Annotated in this window: 16 protein-coding genes; 11 read left to right on the forward strand and 5 right to left on the reverse strand. The window is 64.2% G+C overall.

The annotated features are described in order from the left end of the window. Positions 1 to 73 precede the first annotated feature (73 nt). Positions 74 to 508: an OsmC family protein gene (locus KH389_RS00190; RefSeq protein ID WP_088514205.1), complete on the forward strand. Its 435-nt coding sequence runs from the start codon at positions 74 to 76 to the stop codon at positions 506 to 508. Positions 509 to 593: 85 nt separating this feature from the next. Further along, positions 594 to 827 (forward strand): DUF1161 domain-containing protein, encoded by a 234-nt coding sequence (locus KH389_RS00195; RefSeq protein WP_043862264.1) that lies wholly within the window; start codon positions 594 to 596, stop codon positions 825 to 827. A gap of 3 nt (positions 828 to 830) precedes the next feature. On the opposite strand, the gene KH389_RS00200 is transcribed toward KH389_RS00195, so the two are convergent. Together KH389_RS00200 and KH389_RS00205 are read right to left on the reverse strand one after the other, a co-directional pair. After that, a complete protein-coding gene (locus tag KH389_RS00200; protein ID WP_043862265.1) occupies positions 831 to 1,244 on the reverse strand; it encodes a PA0061/PA0062 family lipoprotein in 414 nt (137 codons plus the stop codon). 52 nt (positions 1,245 to 1,296) lie between these two features. Next, on the reverse strand, positions 1,297 to 1,710 hold the full coding sequence (locus KH389_RS00205; protein WP_054916040.1) for a PA0061/PA0062 family lipoprotein: 414 nt from the start codon (positions 1,708 to 1,710) through the stop codon (positions 1,297 to 1,299). Between the two features lie 65 nt (positions 1,711 to 1,775). On the opposite strand from KH389_RS00205, the gene KH389_RS00210 reads away from it, so the two are divergent. Beyond that, positions 1,776 to 2,882: an aminopeptidase gene (locus KH389_RS00210; RefSeq protein ID WP_213606648.1), complete on the forward strand. Its 1,107-nt coding sequence runs from the start codon at positions 1,776 to 1,778 to the stop codon at positions 2,880 to 2,882. A 27-nt stretch (positions 2,883 to 2,909) separates the two neighbouring features. On the opposite strand, the gene KH389_RS00215 is transcribed toward KH389_RS00210, so the two are convergent. Both KH389_RS00215 and KH389_RS00220 read right to left on the reverse strand, forming a co-directional pair. After that, a complete protein-coding gene (locus KH389_RS00215) occupies positions 2,910 to 3,560 on the reverse strand; it encodes an HAD family hydrolase (protein WP_054916038.1) in 651 nt (216 codons plus the stop codon). A 32-nt stretch (positions 3,561 to 3,592) separates the two neighbouring features. Continuing rightward, complete coding sequence (locus KH389_RS00220; RefSeq protein WP_043862269.1) at positions 3,593 to 4,141, reverse strand: gamma carbonic anhydrase family protein; 549 nt, start codon at positions 4,139 to 4,141, stop codon at positions 3,593 to 3,595. Positions 4,142 to 4,231: 90 nt separating this feature from the next. On the opposite strand from KH389_RS00220, the gene prlC reads away from it, so the two are divergent. From prlC to KH389_RS00250, 6 genes are all read left to right on the forward strand, one after another. Further along, positions 4,232 to 6,283 (forward strand): oligopeptidase A, encoded by a 2,052-nt coding sequence (prlC, locus tag KH389_RS00225; protein ID WP_213606649.1) that lies wholly within the window; start codon positions 4,232 to 4,234, stop codon positions 6,281 to 6,283. Next, entirely contained in the window at positions 6,280 to 6,540 is a 261-nt protein-coding gene (locus KH389_RS00230) for a YheV family putative zinc ribbon protein (protein WP_043862271.1), read from the forward strand. Before prlC ends, KH389_RS00230 begins: the two co-directional genes overlap by 4 nt. A gap of 99 nt (positions 6,541 to 6,639) precedes the next feature. Then, a complete protein-coding gene (locus KH389_RS00235) occupies positions 6,640 to 8,664 on the forward strand; it encodes a M3 family metallopeptidase (protein ID WP_213606650.1) in 2,025 nt (674 codons plus the stop codon). A gap of 78 nt (positions 8,665 to 8,742) precedes the next feature. Continuing rightward, on the forward strand, positions 8,743 to 9,801 hold the full coding sequence (locus KH389_RS00240) for a PA0069 family radical SAM protein (protein ID WP_213606651.1): 1,059 nt from the start codon (positions 8,743 to 8,745) through the stop codon (positions 9,799 to 9,801). Between the two features lie 243 nt (positions 9,802 to 10,044). Further along, positions 10,045 to 10,764 (forward strand): carbonic anhydrase, encoded by a 720-nt coding sequence (locus tag KH389_RS00245; protein WP_043862274.1) that lies wholly within the window; start codon positions 10,045 to 10,047, stop codon positions 10,762 to 10,764. Between the two features lie 194 nt (positions 10,765 to 10,958). Continuing rightward, positions 10,959 to 12,485 (forward strand): SulP family inorganic anion transporter, encoded by a 1,527-nt coding sequence (locus KH389_RS00250; protein ID WP_213606653.1) that lies wholly within the window; start codon positions 10,959 to 10,961, stop codon positions 12,483 to 12,485. Positions 12,486 to 12,571: 86 nt separating this feature from the next. On the opposite strand, the gene KH389_RS00255 is transcribed toward KH389_RS00250, so the two are convergent. Next, on the reverse strand, positions 12,572 to 13,219 hold the full coding sequence (locus KH389_RS00255; protein ID WP_123753542.1) for a hypothetical protein: 648 nt from the start codon (positions 13,217 to 13,219) through the stop codon (positions 12,572 to 12,574). Between the two features lie 311 nt (positions 13,220 to 13,530). Here KH389_RS00255 and coxB point away from each other — a divergent pair, with 311 nt between their 5' ends. Further along, positions 13,531 to 14,658, forward strand: coding sequence for a cytochrome c oxidase subunit II (gene coxB / locus KH389_RS00260; RefSeq protein WP_043862277.1), 1,128 nt, complete (start codon positions 13,531 to 13,533; stop codon positions 14,656 to 14,658). Positions 14,659 to 14,674: 16 nt separating this feature from the next. Then, a complete protein-coding gene (ctaD, locus tag KH389_RS00265; protein WP_054916033.1) occupies positions 14,675 to 16,267 on the forward strand; it encodes a cytochrome c oxidase subunit I in 1,593 nt (530 codons plus the stop codon). The last annotated feature ends 8 nt before the right edge of the window (positions 16,268 to 16,275 follow it).

Here is a 16,275-nt window from a genome sequence, read left to right on the forward strand (position 1 = left end):
TTGCCCGTGGTGACGCCCTCTGAATTGAACGCCAGGCGCGATCCCCCGCGCTCTCAGGCACTCAGGAGGCTTTATGAGTTCGATAAAAAAGACAGCATCGGCAATCTGGCAAGGCGACCTGAAGACCGGCAAGGGCCAGCTCTCCACCGAGAGTGGCGCCTTGAAGGCCAACCCCTATGGCTTCAACACCCGGTTCGAAGGCCAGCCTGGTACCAACCCTGAAGAACTGATCGGCGCTGCCCATGCAGGCTGCTTCTCCATGGCCTTTTCGATGATCCTCGGCGAAGCCGGCCTGACCGCCGAGCGTATCGACACCATCGCCGAAGTGACCCTGGACAAGCAGCCCGATGGTTTTGCCATCACCGCCGTGCACCTGATCCTCAAGGCCAAGGTGCCCGGTGCCGACAAGGCGAAATTCGAGGAGCTGGCCAACAAGGCCAAGGCGGGATGTCCGGTATCCAAGGTGCTCAAGGCCCAGATCAGCCTGGACGCCACCCTGGTGGACTGACGCCGGCGCAGATCAGAACGACGCACGGCTTCTTGTGGTCAAATGGCTGTCGGCAGATGGTCTGCCGCCACAAGGAGCTGTTCTGATGACTCGTATTGCATTCGCTGTGCTGACCTCGTTGCTGGCCACCAGTGCGCTGGCCGCGCCCAAGGACTGCGCCGAGCTCAAGGCCGAGATCGAAGCCAAGATCCAGGCCAACAATGTCTCTTCCTACACCCTGGAAATCGTGACCAACGATGAAGTCCATGACCAGAACATGGTGGTGGGCAGCTGTGAGAACGGCACCAAGAAAATCATCTACCAGAAAAACGATCGCTAGCCGTCACGGGATGCAGAAGATGTCGTTCTGTTCTTCGGCGACCAGCTTGCGCTGCGCGTCGTACAGATAGGCACTGGGCTGCATGGCCGGGGCGCGGGCTTCGATGCGGTAGCGCTGGCCGGCCTGGAAGTCGTCGTAGCGAATCTTCAGGTAGCAGGTGCGTTCGGTAGGGTCGGTGCTGAAACCGCCTGAATACACCTCGAAATCAAAGCGCACCACCAGTTCGTGTTTGCCCGGCGTGACCTGGAAGAAACGGCCGTCGTTCAGGCGCTGACCATCCAGGCGGTCGGCCATGAGCACCTTGCCCGGCGTGACGGTATACAGGTCGATCCAGGCCTGCTTGCTGTCGACCGGTGGCAGGGGACTGGCACAGGCCCCCAAGGTACTGATGGCAAGCAGCATCATGGGCTGGCGCATGGCAATCTCCGCTGGCGGGCTACAAGCTACAAGCATAGCGCCATTAGTCTGTTCAGGTACGCTGGCATCCGGCAGGCAAACCGGTGCCGACCAGTTTGCGCTGCTCGTCGTAGAGCTTGGCCCAGGGCCTGAAGCCGATACTGCCGGCCTGCAACTGATAGCGCTGGCCGGCATTGAAATCCTTGAATTTCACGTTCAGCTGGCAATCGCGCCACAGCGGTTCGTCCACCGGCCCGATATTGCCGGGCGCTACCGCGAACTGATAGCGCACCGTCAGCTCGTGACTGCCCGGCGTGACTTCGAAGTAGCGGGTGTCGGCCCAGCTGCGCTCGTCCACCTCCAGCGCGTGCAGGGTGTCGTCGGCAGCGGGCTGGAGGTCTACCCAGGCCTGGTTCGGGTCGGCGGCGGGCAGGCCGGCGCAGCCGGTCAGGGCCAGCACAGCGCTGGCGGCAAGCATCGTACGCATGGCAAAACTCCGGGCAGGCAGGATAGTCTTGGGCCGATGAGCACTTGAGCGAGACATCCCTGCACATGGTTCGAATTTTTTTCTGGTTGCGCTCAAGCCCCGGGGCACTCGACCGCGTTTTCCTCGGGTTGGTTCCCGTGCTGCTGCTTGGGCTGCTCAACGGTTGCACCAGCCTCGGCTACTACAGCCAGCTGGCCAGCGGGCAATGGCAGCTGCTGCGCGCGCGCGAGCCGGTGGCGGTGCTGGTGGCCGACCCGGCCACCCCCCCTGCCCTGCGCCAGCACCTGGCGAAAGCGCAGCAGGCACGCGCTTTTGCCAGCAGCCACCTTAAGCTGCCGGACAACCGCAGCTACCGGGTGTACGCCGATATCGGGCGCCCGTTCGTGGTGTGGAACGTGTTCGCCACCCCGGAGTTTTCGCTGGAACCGCATACCTACTGCTTTCCCATCGCCGGTTGCGTGGCCTATCGCGGCTACTACAGCCAGGGTGCGGCGCGCGGGGCGGCGGCGTTGCAGAAGGCGCAGGGGCAGGATGTGTATGTGGGCGGGGTGGAGGCCTATTCGACCCTGGGCTGGTTCGACGACCCGATTCTCAATTCGATGCTGGGCTGGGGCGACGAGCGCCTGGCCACGGTGATCTTCCACGAACTTGCGCACCAGCGCGTGTACGTGAAGGACGACACGGCGTTCAACGAGTCGTTTGCCACCTTTGTGGAGCAGGAAGGTTCGCGCCAGTGGCGCGCGGCCCGTGGGCTGGCGCCCTTGCCGCAGGGTGGAGCGCGCCAGCGTGACGAGTTCGTGGGGCTGGTGCTGGCCAGCCGCGAGCGGCTCAAGACATTGTATGCACAGCCGCTGGACGAGGCAGCGATGCGCGCGGGCAAGCAGGCCGAGTTCGAGCGCCTGCGCAGCGAGTACCGGGTGCTGCGCGATACAAGGTGGCAGGGCGACAAGCGCTATGACGCGTGGATCAACGCGCCGATGAACAACGCCAAGCTGCTGCCGTTCGGGCTGTATGACCAGTGGGTGCCTGCGTTTGCAGCGTTGTTCCGGGAGGTTGGCGGAGATTGGGCGGTGTTCTACCAGCGGGTCGAGGCCTGGGGGCGGTTGCCGTTCGAGCAGCGCCAGCAGGCCCTGGAAAGCTTCGCCGGCAAGGCCGGGTCGCATCCCCTGTAGGAGCCGGCATTGCCGGCGAAAAGGCCCTCAGGACCGCATGAAGGCCCGATGCAGCTCGCCCAGCGTGTCGAAATGATAAGCCGGCTGCTCTGCGGTCAATTCCTCGCGGCTGCCAAACCCGTAGCCCACCGCCACTGCTTCCAGCCCGTTGCTGCGCGCGCCGATCAGGTCGTGCTTGCGGTCGCCGATCATCAGCGTCTGCGCCGGGTCCAGGTTTTCTTCGGCCAGCAGGTGCGCAATCAGCTCCACCTTGTTGGTGCGCGTACCGTCCAGCTCGCTGCCGTAGATGACCTTGAAATGCCGGGCAAAATCGAAGTGCCGGGCAATCTCGCGGGCGAACTCCCAGGGCTTGGAGGTGGCGATGTACAGCGTGCGCCCCTGCGCCTGCAGCCCTTCGAGCAGCTCGCTCACGCCTTCGAACACGCGGTTCTCGTACAACCCGGTGACCTTGAAGCGCTCACGGTAGAAGTTCACCGCCTGCCATGCCTTGGCCTCGTCGAAGCCGTAGAACTGCATGAACGCCTGCAGCAAGGGCGGGCCGATGAAGTGTTCCAGGCGGGCCAGGTCCGGCTCGTCGATGTCCAGCTTGGCCAGGGCGTACTGGATGGAGCGCGTGATGCCTTCACGGGGGTCGGTGAGTGTACCGTCGAGGTCGAACAGAATGGTTTGCTGGTGCATGACAGTCTCGAAAAAAGGGGGCTGTGGATAACTCACTCGGGCTGGTCGAAGCCTTCGGCCAGGTGCAGGTCCTTGAGCTTCACGTAGTTGGCGGCGCTGTAGGGGAAGAACGCGCGTTCCTTGTCGGTCAGCGCCCGTGCCTGCTTCACCGGGCTGCCCACGTACAGGAAGCCGCTCTCCAGCGTCTTGCCCGGCGGTACCAGGCTGCCGGCACCGATGATCACCTCGTCCTCGACCACCGCGCCGTCCATGATGGTGCTGCCCATGCCGACCAGAATGCGGTTGCCCAGGGTGCAGCCATGCAGCATGACCTTGTGGCCAATGGTCACGTCATCGCCGATCAGCAGCGGGTAGCCGTCGGGATTGAACGGCCCGGCATGGGTGATGTGCAGCACGCTGGCGTCCTGCACGCTGGTGCGCGCGCCGATGCGGATGCGGTGCATGTCGCCGCGGATCACCGTCAGGGGCCATACCGAGCTGTCCTCGCCGATCTCGACATCACCCAGCACCACTGCGCTGCGGTCGACGAAGGCGCGGGCGCCGAGACGCGGAATGTGTTGCTGGAAGCTGCGGATGGCCATGAATAGTGTCTCTCTGTAAGGCTGATAGCTGCGGTCAGCGTCGATTGTAATTAAGATGGAGCGGTGTTTCTTCTGCCAAGGTGTTTAACCGTGAGTGCGAACAACCCGCTTCTGCAGTCTTATGACCTGCCGCCCTTCTCGGCGATCCGTGCCGAGCATGTGCTGCCGGCGATCGAACAGATCCTGGCCGACAACCGCAGCGCCATCGCCTCGATCCTGAAAACCCAGGGCCAGAACCCCACCTGGGCCGGCCTGGTGCTGGCCATGGACGAACTCAACGACCGACTGGGTGCCGCCTGGAGCCCGGTCAGCCACCTCAACGCGGTATGCAACAGCGCCGAGCTGCGCGAGGCCTACGAGGCCTGCCTGCCGGCCCTGAGCGCCTACGCCACCGAAATGGGCCAGAACCGCGAGCTGTTCCAGGCCTATGAAGCGTTGATCGCCAGCCCCGAAGCCGCCGGCTTCGATGTGGCGCAGAAAACCATCCTCGAACATGCCCTGCGTGACTTCCGCCTGTCGGGTATCGACCTGCCGGCCGACCAGCAGAAGCGATATGCCGAGGTGCAGAGCAAGCTCTCGGAGCTGGGCAGCCGTTTCTCCAACCAGCTGCTCGACGCCACCCAGGCCTGGACCAAGCACGTCACCGACGAGGCCGCACTGGCCGGCCTGACCGAATCGGCCAAGGCGCAGATGGCGGCCGCCGCGCAGGCCAAGGGCCTTGATGGCTGGCTGATCAGCCTGGAATTCCCCAGCTACTACGCCGTGATGACCTACGCCCACGACCGTGCCCTGCGCGAAGAACTGTACGCGGCCTACTGCACCCGCGCCTCGGACCAGGGCCCCAATGCCGGCCAGTTCGACAACGGCCCGGTGATGCGCGAGATCCTCGACCTGCGTCAGGAGCTGGCCGAGCTGCTGGGTTATGCCAACTTCGCCGAGCTGAGCCTGGCCACCAAGATGGCCGAGTCCAGCGACCAGGTGCTGAGCTTCCTGCGTGACCTGGCCAAGCGCAGCAAACCCTTCGCCGCCCAGGACCTGGCCCAGCTCAAGGCCTACGCCGCCGAGCAGGGCTGCCCGGACCTGCAGAGCTGGGACAGCGGTTTCTATGGTGAGAAGCTGCGCGAACAGCGGTACAGCGTGTCGCAGGAAGCCCTGCGTGCCTACTTCCCGATCGACAAGGTGCTGTCGGGCCTGTTCACCATCGTGCAGCGCCTGTACGGCATCGAGATCGCCGAGGTGAAAGGCTTCGATACCTGGCACCCGGACGTGCGCCTGTTCGAGATCAAGGAAAACGGCCAGCACGTGGGGCGCTTCTTCTTCGACCTGTACGCCCGCGCCAACAAGCGCGGCGGTGCCTGGATGGACGGCGCCCGCGACCGTCGCCGCACGGCCGATGGCAGCCTGCAGAGCCCGGTGGCCAACCTGGTGTGCAACTTCACCCCGGCCGCCCCGGGCAAGCCGGCACTACTGACCCACGATGAAGTCACCACCCTGTTCCACGAGTTTGGCCACGGCCTGCATCACCTGCTGACCCGCATCGAGCATGCCGGGGTATCCGGCATCAATGGCGTGGCCTGGGACGCGGTCGAGCTGCCGAGCCAGTTCATGGAGAACTGGTGCTGGGAGCCTGAAGGCCTGGCGTTGATCTCCGGTCATTACGAAAGTGGCGCTGCCCTGCCGCAGGACCTGCTGGAGAAGATGCTGGCGGCGAAGAACTTCCAGTCGGGCCTGATGATGGTGCGCCAGCTGGAGTTCTCGCTGTTCGACTTCGAACTGCACGCCAGCCACGGCGATGGCCGCAGCGTGCTGGAGGTGCTCGAAGGGGTGCGCGACGAGGTTTCGGTGATGCGCCCGCCGACGTACAACCGCTTCCCCAACAGCTTTGCGCACATCTTCGCCGGCGGCTACGCGGCCGGTTACTACAGCTACAAGTGGGCTGAAGTGCTGTCGGCCGATGCCTTCTCGCGCTTCGAGGAAGAGGGTGTGCTCAACGCCGAAACCGGTCGCGCCTTCCGCGAGGCGATTCTGGCCCGTGGCGGCTCGCAGGCGCCGATGCGCCTGTTCGTCGACTTCCGTGGCCGTGAGCCGTCGATCGATGCGCTGTTGCGCCACAGTGGCCTGAGCGAGGACCTGGCGGCATGAGCAAGACCAAGAAGCGCTTCATTGCCGGGGCCGTATGCCCGGCGTGCAGCGAGCCGGACAAGCTGATGATGTGGAGTGAAGACGGCGTGCCACACCGCGAGTGCGTGGCCTGCGGGTTCTCCGACACGCTCAACGAACAGGGCCTGTCGGTGCCCAAGGAACTGGGCACCCGCGTCAACCAGGCCGAGGCCAAGGCGCCCCAGCCTGCGGTGCAGACGGTGCAGTTCTTCCCCAATCCGAAGCTGAAGAAGCCCTAGCGGGCCGTGTGGCTGGTGCAGGGGCATACATAGTTAGCCCCTGGCGCACCGGCAACCCTTGAAAGTGACGGGACCTTCCCGTCACTCAAGGAGCTGCCCATGACCAGCAATCCCCTGCTCGCCCCCCTCGATCCGCCAGCCTACGCCGACATCCGCCTGGAACACCTGACGGCGGGCATCGACCAGATCATCCTCGACAACCACAACGCCCTGGCCCGCATCATCCTGGCCCAGCGTGGCCTGCCCACCTGGGACGACCTGGTGATGGCCATCGATGCACTGGATGCACGCCTCAACAACGCCGTGCGCCTGATCGTGCCCCTGTACACCCGCGGCGAGGCCTGGAAGGCCGCCATGGACGAGTGCTGGCTCAAGACCCAGGCCTATCATCAGGCAAAGCTGCAGAACGCCACGTTGCTGGCGCTCTATCAGCGTCTGGCCGACAGCGCCCACGGTGCGCTGTTCAGCCACGAACGCAGGATGTCGCTGCAGCAGTCGATCAAGGCCTTTCGCCTGAGCGGCGCCGAGCTCGGTGAAACCGAGCGTGCCCGCCTGATGGCCCTGCAAACCAGCATCAGTGCCCAGCCCAACCTGTTCCTCGACAACCTGGCACACGCCACCGGCGCCTGGACCCTGCACATCACCGATGCCCGGCGCCTGCAGGGGGTCGACGCGCTGGAGACCACCGCCATGGCGCGCAAGGCCCAGGCCAAGGGCCTCGAGGGCTGGCTGGTGACCTTGGAAGAGGCCCCGTGCCTGGCCATCCTGCAGCAGGCCACAGACCGCAGCCTGCGTGAAACCGTGTATCGGGCCTACCATGGCCGCGCGTCGGAGCTGGACGCAGGCCCCGACAACGGCCCGGTGCTGCTGGAGTTGCGACGACTGCGCCATGAGCAGGCGCAACTGCTGGGGTTTGCCAGCTTTGCCGAACTCAGCCTGCAGACCAAGACGGCAGAATCGACGCAACAGGTCACGCGGTTTCTGCAGGACCTGAGCACCCACAGCGCCGCCTGGCGTAGCGCCGAAACCGCGCGGTTGCGGGCCTTCGACCAGCAGGCGCGCCTGGGTGGCCTGCAACCCTGGGACATCGCCTTTTACGCGCAGCGTGCGCATCGGCACCCGCTGGCGCTGTCTGGCGAGGAAATGCGTGGCTACTTTCCGCTGGAGCAGGTGGTGCTGGCCATGACGCAACTGGCCGATACCCTGTTCGGCGTGCAGATCACACCGTCCAGCACGTTGCAGGCCTGGCATGCGGATGTGCGGTGCTTCGAGGTAACCCAGGGCCATGCGTTGGTGGGGTACCTGTACATGGATGCGATCACCCGCCCGGGCAAGGAGGACTACGCCTGGAGCCTGCGGGTATGGAACCGCCACGTGGATGCCGAGGGTCGTTTTCACAAGGGCGCGGCGGCGCTGTTTTGCGCAGTCGAGCGTGGCGACGGGGTTGCCCCACCGTTGCTGACCCACCTGGACCTGCGCAAGCTGTACCACGAGTTCGGTCACTGCCTGCACCAGCTGCTGGTGGCCACCACCGATTACCGCCTGTCCGATATCGACAGCCTGGGGCCGGACGGGATCGAGTTCTTCAGTGAGCTGCTGGAGCGCTGGTGCTGGTCGGCCGAGTACCTGGCCGGTATCTCCCATCACTACCAGACAGGCAAGGCACTGCCGCAGTCCACGGTGCAGGCGTTTCTCGACCAGCAGAAACAGCAGCAAGGGCTCACGTTTGCCCGAGACCTGGCAATGGCGCGCCTGGACCTGCACCTGCATGGCGAGACCTACCCGGCTGCTGCGCAAGGCCTGCAGCAGCAGGTGGTGGAACAGTTCGACGCAGTGCTGCCCTGGCCGCTGGGCGATTTCGAGCGCCCGGCCCAGGCCTTCGATCACCTGGCCAGCGGCTACGAGGCGGGCTATTACAGCTACCTGTGGTCACGGGTCTACGCGATCGATGCCTTCGCCCGGTTCGAAGCCGAAGGCGTGCTCAACCCGGCCACCGGGCGTGCCCTGCTCGAGGCCATTGTTGCCCCGGGGGCCGGGCGCTCGATCACGGCAGGGTTCAAGGTGTTTCGCGGGCGTGACGTGAGCCCCCTGCCGTTTCTGCAGTGGCATGGCCTTAACCCGTAGCCACGTCGGGCGCCGAGCGGTGCTGGAGGTCCTGATGGCGATGCAGTACTGTATATAAAAACAGTACAGGGGCTCGACATGTTCACTCCAGCGCCAGTGCGTGGTCGCGGTACCGCGCACAACCCGCACAACCGCTTCGCCCCTGCCCGCTCTGTGGCCGAGGATGATGGCTGGTACCAGGAGGTGCCGCTGACCCAGGGCACCGAAGTCCGCATCGAGACGGCCAAAACCATCATCACCCGTAACACCTCGCCCGACCTGCCCTTCGACCGCTCGATCAACCCCTACCGAGGTTGCGAGCATGGTTGCATCTATTGCTATGCCCGCCCCAGCCACGCCTACTGGGACCTGTCGCCGGGGCTCGATTTCGAGACCAAGCTGATCGCCAAGACCAACGCGGCGGCGGTGCTGGAACAACAGCTGTCGAAGCAAGGCTACGTGTGCGCCCCGATCAACCTGGGGTCCAACACCGACCCGTACCAGCCCATCGAGCGCGAACAGCAGCTGACCCGGCGCCTGCTTGAAGTGCTGCTGCGCTACCGTCACCCGGTCACCATCGTGACCAAGGGCTCGCTGATCCTGCGCGACCTCGACCTGCTGGCCGAACTGGCACAGCAGCGCCTGGTGTCGGTGATGATCAGCCTGACCACCCTCGACGACGAGCTCAAGCGCACCCTGGAACCGCGTGCCGCCGCGCCCAAGGCGCGGTTGCGGGCGATTCGGGTGATGCGCGAGGCGGGTGTGCCGGTAGGTGTGCTGTGTTCGCCGATGATCCCGATGATCAACGACAGCGAACTGGAGCACCTGCTGGAGGCGGCCAAGCAGGCCGGCGCGCTGCACGCGGCCTACATGCTGCTGCGCCTGCCGCTGGAGGTGGCGCCGCTGTTCGAGCAATGGCTGCAGGAGCATTACCCGCAACGTGCGACCCATGTGCTGAGCCTGATCCGTCAGAGCCGTGGCGGCGAGCTGTACGACAGCCGTTTTGGCGCACGCATGCTGGGCGAAGGCGTGTTTGCCGACTTGCTGGCGCAGCGTTTCGACAAGGCCATGCGCCGCCTGGGACTGAACCGGCGTGAAGGCCATGCGCTCGATTGCAGCGCGTTCTGCCCGCCCGGTGGGCAGTTGTCGCTGCTGTAATGCATTAATGGGTAGTTGCCATTAATGCTTTTTTGCTAGTATCCGAGGCCCGCCCTTTTGTTCTGGAACGCCCGTTCTAGAGCCTCCAAATTCAGTTTGAGTTAAGTTTTTCCGCGTAGCGTGAAACGCCAGGCAGCCGCACTGTGCTTTATTGAGCATGAGCGACATCCAAGCTTCATTGCGTTGTCTGAATCTTGAACCGGTAAAATGGACTTACCTTCAAACCGTCAAAGAGGATCAACAATGAAAGACCAGGACCCCTCTCAAAACGGCCCGGCTGATCAAGCCGAAAGCGCCGATGCCGCACTGAAGCATATCGTCGACGGCTTTTTGCATTTTCATCATGAAGTCTTCCCGCAACAGGAAGAGCTCTTCAAGAAACTCGCCACTGCGCAGAAGCCGCGGGCGATGTTCATTACCTGCGCCGACTCGCGCATCGTGCCCGAACTGATTACCCACAGCTCCCCAGGCGACCTGTTTGTGACCCGCAATGTGGGTAACGTGGTGCCGCCCTACGGGCAGATGAACGGTGGTGTATCCACGGCCATCGAGTACGCGGTGATGGCCCTGGGCGTGCAGCACATCATCGTGTGCGGGCATTCCGATTGCGGGGCCATGCGTGCCGTGCTCAACCCGCAGAGCCTGGAGAAGATGCCCACGGTCAAGGCCTGGTTGCGGCATGCCGAGGTGGCGCGCACGGTGGTCGAAGACAATTGCCATTGCCACAACGAACACGAAAGCATGCAGGTGCTGACCAAGGAAAACGTCATCGCGCAGTTGCAGCACCTGCGTACCCACCCTTCGGTCGCCTCGCGCCTGGCGGCCGGCCAGTTGTATATCCACGGCTGGATCTACGACATCGAAACCAGCGAAATCACCGCCTATGACGCGGTAAGCGACCGCTTCCTGCCCCTGCAGAGCGGCCAGCCGATTCCCTGCGCCACCCCGCGCGGGCGCTACTAGCCACACCTCATTCGCAACAGGGTGACTGAAGGCTGCACGTTCGCGTGCAGCCCAGGTAGTCGGCTGCCTTGAATTTCCATGAATGCCTTGCCGGCCTGCCGGCGGCTTGCGGCTGCCCGCGTGGCGGCGTTACTGCGGCGTGCGGGCCAGCGGAATGGCCCGGCGTGATCGATAGAGGGAGAATCAAGGTGAACATGACGCAATTGAAAGCGGCCCTGCCGCGTGAACTGCTGGCTTCGGTGGTGGTGTTTCTGGTGGCGCTGCCGCTGTGCATGGGCATTGCCATCGCTTCCGGCATGCCCCCGGCCAAGGGTCTGATCACCGGCATCGTCGGTGGCCTGGTGGTGGGGTTCATCGCCGGCTCGCCATTGCAGGTCAGCGGCCCGGCGGCGGGCCTGGCGGTGCTGGTGTTCGAGCTGGTACGCCAGCATGGCATGGCCATGCTCGGGCCGATCCTGCTGCTGGCGGGCCTGCTGCAACTGCTGGCCGGGCGTCTGCGCCTGGGCTGCTGGTTCCGGGTCACAGCGCCGGCGGTGGTGTACGGCATGCTCGCCGGTATCGGCGTGCTGATCGTACTGTCGCAGGTGCATGTGATGTTCGACGCCAGCCCGCAGCCTTCCGGGCTGGCCAACCTGACGGCGTTCCCACAGACCGTACTGCAGGCGCTGACCCCGGAAGGCCCCGGCAATGCCTGGCAGGCGGGTGCGTTGGGCCTGGGCACCATCGCGATCATGTGGGGCTGGGAGCGCCTGCGCCCGCAGCGTCTGCGCTTCGTGCCGGGGGCCTTGCTCGGGGTGGCGCTGATGACCCTGCTGAGCCTGTGGCTGGCGTTGCCGGTGAACCGCGTGGTGGTGCCCGCCAACCTGGCCGAGGCCATCGACTGGCTGCGCCCCGCCGACCTGCTGCAACTGGCCAACCCGCACCTGCTGGTGGCGGCGCTCGCCCTGGCATTCATCGCCAGTGCCGAGACGCTGCTGTCGGCGGCAGCGGTGGACCGCATGCACAGTGGCCAGCGTTCGGACTTCGACCGTGAACTGTCGGCCCAGGGGGTGGGCAACATGCTCTGTGGCGTGCTGGGGGCGTTGCCGATGACGGGGGTGATCGTACGCAGTTCGGCCAACGTGCAGGCCGGTGCGCAGACGCGGCTGTCGGCTATTCTGCATGGGGCATGGCTGCTGGCGTTCGTGGTGGTGCTGAGCAGTGTGCTGCAGCAGATCCCGGTGGCGAGCCTGGCAGGTGTACTGGTGTACACCGGCTTCAAGCTGGTGGACTTCAAGGCGTTCCGCGGGTTGGGGCGCTATGGGCGCATGCCGATGGTCACCTACGCGGCGACCGCACTGGCGATCATCTTCACCGACCTGTTGACCGGCGTACTGCTGGGTTTCGCCCTGACTTTGCTCAAGCTTGCGCTGAAGGCGGCGCGGTTGAAGATCAGCGTCAGCCACTTGGATACGCCGGGGCACCTGGAGCTTCGCTTGAGCGGTGCGGCGACGTTTCTCAAGGTCCCGGCACTCGCCCGGGCGCTGGATAACGTACCGGTATGTACCACGTTGCATGTACCGCTGGCCCAACTCAGCTACATCGACCACGCGTGTCTCGAGCTGCTGGAGGACTGGGGCCGGGCGAATGCGGGCAATGGATCGGTGCTGGTGATCGAGCCGCGCGGGTTGAAGCGGCGCACCGAGGGGCGGGCGCGTATGGCGGCAGGGCTTGGCGCCTGAACGAATCGCCAGCAAGGCTGGCTCCTACACGGGGTGTAACCCTGTAGGAGCCAGCGTTGCTGGCGAAGGCTGCGCCGCCGAGCCGGTCAGGCCGACTGATCCAGCTCCAGCCCCACGCCCAGCTGGCGCGACAGGCACGGCCAGCGCTTCCACGCCGCGCCGGTGTCCGGGCTGCTCAGCTTGTCGCGGTAGGCCTCTACCGATTCGAGCGCGAAGCTTTCGTCGTTGAGCATTTCGTCCACCGAGTGGTGCACCACCTCATCCAGCTGGTTGGCGAATGCCTCGCCGATCAGCTGATGCGCGATCAGGTTGGCCACGGTGGTATCCAGTGGGATCAGTGGCTGCTTGAAATGCTTGATGTACAGGTCGTTCACTTCCTCCACCAGGCGGTGCGCCAGGTAGGCCTCATCCAGCAGGCAGCCCAGGCCGACCTGGCCATGCATGATCGCCGGCGGCTGCAGGAAATAGGCTTCGGCAATTTTCAGTACCGGTTTGATCTGCGACTCGATGCCCGCCTCGCGCGCCACCGCATTGGCGGCCTCCAGCAGTTCGGGTACCTGGTCGATGTACGCGTCGACAAACCCCACAAGCGCCGCATGCGGGTCTTGCTCAGGCAGGTTGATCGAGGGATGCAGGTGGGGCAGTTGCACTTCAAGTTGCTTTTTCAACTGGCCGGTTTGGACCTCATGTTGACGGGCACGGGTGATCTGCTCGCGCAAAGCGGCGATGTTCATGACAACTCCAGGGACAAGGGAAACACACGGATGACATAAGGTAGCTCGGTTCGAAAAAGAGTTAAGACGGATTTGTCATAAACGATGTGCGTTTATGTCGCTGTAAGGCATATCAAATGGCCATCAACCCCCTCTCGGCGATTTTTTGCGCGGTCCGGGCGGCTGTCTATACTCCGCTTTGAAAGTGATTGGTTGATGAGGCCCGCCTGCTGTCCAGCAGGGGCTCGCCGTCGAAGTTCGCCGTCTTGACGCCGTACCCTTAGCCGTAGGCCCTGCCTCCGGGATAACAAGAATCATAAGGGGAACCCGCAATGATGCGACATCCACATGCCTGGATGGGCCTGCTGTTGTGGTCACTGTTCACGCCGGCACACGCCGCCTGGACCGTGAATATGGCGCCGGGGGCGACTGAAGTCAGCAACGCCGTGTTCGACCTGCACATGACCATCTTCTGGATCTGCGTGGTGATCGGCATCGTGGTGTTCGGTGCGATGTTCTGGTCGATGATGGTGCACCGTCGCTCCACCGGCCAGCAGCCGGCGCATTTTCATGAGCACACCTGGGTCGAGATCATGTGGACGGTGGTGCCGTTCCTGATCCTGGTGGCCATGGCCATCCCCGCCACCAAGACCCTGGTGGACATCTACGATGCCAGCGAGTCGGACGTGGATATCCAGGTCACCGGCTACCAGTGGAAGTGGCACTACAAGTACCTGGGCCAGGACGTGGAGTTCTTCAGCAACCTGGCCACCCCCGCCGATCAGATCCACAACAAGGCACCCAAGGACGAGCACTACCTGCTGGAGGTCGATCAGCCGCTGGTGATCCCGGTGGGTGCCAAGGTGCGCTTTCTGGTGACTGCCGCCGACGTCATCCATTCCTGGTGGGTGCCGGCGTTCGCGGTCAAGCGCGATGCCATCCCCGGTTTCGTCAACGAGGCCTGGACCCGTGTCGAGAAGCCGGGCATCTACCGCGGCCAGTGCACCGAACTGTGCGGCAAGGACCACGGCTTCATGCCGGTGGTGGTGGAGGTCAAGTCCAGGGCCGACTACGACACCTGGCTGGCCGAACGCAAGGCCGAGTCGGCCAAGCTCAAGGAGCTGACCAGCAAGGAGTGGACCCTGCAGGAGCTCAGCGAGCGCGGCGACAAGGTCTACCACACCACCTGCGTGGCCTGTCACCAGGCCGAAGGCCAGGGCCTGCCGCCGATGTTCCCGGCGCTCAAGGGTTCGAAGATCGCCACCGGCCCGATCAAGGATCACCTGAACATCGTCTTCCACGGCAAGGCCGGCACGGCCATGGCGGCGTTCGGCAAGCAGCTCTCGGAAGTGGATATCGCCGCCGTGATCACCTACGAGCGCAACGCCTGGGGCAACAACAAGGGCGACATGGTCACGCCGAAGGATGTGCTGGCGCTCAAGCAGGCCGACAGCCAATGAACCGGGGAGACAGGACATGAGTACAGTCATCGACGACCACGGTCATGCCGCCCATGACCACGCCCACGGCCCGGCCAAGGGCCTGATGCGCTGGGTGCTGACCACCAACCACAAGGACATCGGCACGATGTACCTGTGGTTCGCCTTCGCCATGTTCCTGCTCGGCGGCTCGTTCGCCATGGTGATCCGCGCCGAGCTGTTCCAGCCCGGCCTGCAGATCGTGGAGCCGGCATTCTTCAACCAGATGACCACCATGCACGGCCTGATCATGGTGTTCGGTGCGGTGATGCCGGCCTTCGTCGGCCTGGCCAACTGGATGATCCCGCTGATGATCGGCGCGCCGGACATGGCCCTGCCGCGCATGAACAACTTCAGCTTCTGGCTGCTGCCGGCAGCGTTCCTGCTGCTGGTATCGACCCTGTTCAGCCCCGGCGGCGGGCCGAATTTCGGCTGGACCTTCTATGCCCCGCTGTCGACCACCTACGCACCGGCCAGCGTGACCTTCTTCATCTTCGCCATCCACCTGATGGGCATCAGCTCGATCATGGGCGCGATCAACGTGATCGCCACCATCCTCAACCTGCGCGCCCCCGGCATGACCCTGATGAAGATGCCGCTGTTCGTCTGGACCTGGCTGATCACCGCGTTCCTGCTGATCGCGGTGATGCCGGTGCTGGCCGGGGTGGTGACCATGATGCTGATGGACATCCATTTCGGCACCAGCTTCTTCAGCGCCGCCGGTGGTGGCGACCCGGTACTGTTCCAGCACGTGTTCTGGTTCTTCGGTCACCCCGAGGTGTACATCATGATCCTGCCGGCGTTCGGCGCGGTCAGCTCGATCATCCCGGCGTTCTCGCGCAAGCCGCTGTTCGGCTACACCTCGATGGTCTACGCCACCGGGGCCATCGCCTTCCTGTCGTTCATCGTGTGGGCGCACCACATGTTCGTGGTCGGCATCCCGGTGGTGGGCGAGCTGTTCTTCATGTACGCCACCATGCTCATCGCGGTGCCCACCGGGGTGAAGGTGTTCAACTGGGTGAGCACCATGTGGGAAGGTTCGCTGACCTTCGAGACGCCGATGCTGTTCGCCATCGCCTTCGTCATCCTGTTCACCATCGGCGGCTTCTCGGGGTTGATGCTGGCCATCGCCCCGGCCGACTTCCAGTACCACGACACCTACTTCGTGGTGGCGCACTTCCACTACGTGCTGGTGCCGGGGGCGATCTTCGGCATCTTCGCCTCCGCCTACTACTGGCTGCCCAAGTGGACCGGGCACATGTACGACGAAACCCTCGGCAAGCTGCACTTCTGGCTGTCGTTCATCGGCATGAACATGGCGTTCTTCCCGATGCACTTCGTTGGCCTGGCGGGCATGCCGCGCCGGGTGCCGGACTACAACCTGCAGTTCGCCGACTTCAACATGGTGTCGTCGATCGGCGCGTTCACCTTCGGCGTCACGCAGATCTTCTTCCTGTTCATCGTGATCAAGTGCATCCGTGGCGGCAAGCCGGCCCCGGCCAAGCCATGGGATGGCGCCGAAGGGCTGGAATGGTCGGTGCCCTCGCCCGCGCCCTACCACACCTTCCAGACCCCGCCGGAAGTGAAATGAGGGTGCTG

It is taken from the genome of Pseudomonas qingdaonensis (assembly GCF_018398475.1).
GTDB classification, from domain to species: Bacteria; Pseudomonadota; Gammaproteobacteria; order Pseudomonadales; family Pseudomonadaceae; genus Aquipseudomonas; species Aquipseudomonas palmensis.

Bases quoted from the DNA above. Each gene is read 5' to 3' on its own strand.
- KH389_RS00190 (WP_088514205.1), top strand. From the start codon at position 74: ATGAGTTCGATAAAAAAGACAGCATCGGCAATCTGGCAAGGCGACCTG.
- KH389_RS00195 (WP_043862264.1), top strand. From the start codon at position 594: ATGACTCGTATTGCATTCGCTGTGCTGACCTCGTTGCTGGCCACCAGT.
- KH389_RS00200 (WP_043862265.1), bottom strand. From the start codon at position 1,244: ATGCGCCAGCCCATGATGCTGCTTGCCATCAGTACCTTGGGGGCCTGT.
- KH389_RS00205 (WP_054916040.1), bottom strand. From the start codon at position 1,710: ATGCGTACGATGCTTGCCGCCAGCGCTGTGCTGGCCCTGACCGGCTGC.
- KH389_RS00210 (WP_213606648.1), top strand. From the start codon at position 1,776: ATGGTTCGAATTTTTTTCTGGTTGCGCTCAAGCCCCGGGGCACTCGAC.
- KH389_RS00215 (WP_054916038.1), bottom strand. From the start codon at position 3,560: ATGCACCAGCAAACCATTCTGTTCGACCTCGACGGTACACTCACCGAC.
- KH389_RS00220 (WP_043862269.1), bottom strand. From the start codon at position 4,141: ATGGCCATCCGCAGCTTCCAGCAACACATTCCGCGTCTCGGCGCCCGC.
- KH389_RS00230 (WP_043862271.1), top strand. From the start codon at position 6,280: ATGAGCAAGACCAAGAAGCGCTTCATTGCCGGGGCCGTATGCCCGGCG.
- KH389_RS00235 (WP_213606650.1), top strand. From the start codon at position 6,640: ATGACCAGCAATCCCCTGCTCGCCCCCCTCGATCCGCCAGCCTACGCC.
- KH389_RS00240 (WP_213606651.1), top strand. From the start codon at position 8,743: ATGTTCACTCCAGCGCCAGTGCGTGGTCGCGGTACCGCGCACAACCCG.
- KH389_RS00245 (WP_043862274.1), top strand. From the start codon at position 10,045: ATGAAAGACCAGGACCCCTCTCAAAACGGCCCGGCTGATCAAGCCGAA.
- KH389_RS00250 (WP_213606653.1), top strand. From the start codon at position 10,959: ATGACGCAATTGAAAGCGGCCCTGCCGCGTGAACTGCTGGCTTCGGTG.
- KH389_RS00255 (WP_123753542.1), bottom strand. From the start codon at position 13,219: ATGAACATCGCCGCTTTGCGCGAGCAGATCACCCGTGCCCGTCAACAT.
- coxB (WP_043862277.1), top strand. From the start codon at position 13,531: ATGATGCGACATCCACATGCCTGGATGGGCCTGCTGTTGTGGTCACTG.
- ctaD (WP_054916033.1), top strand. From the start codon at position 14,675: ATGAGTACAGTCATCGACGACCACGGTCATGCCGCCCATGACCACGCC.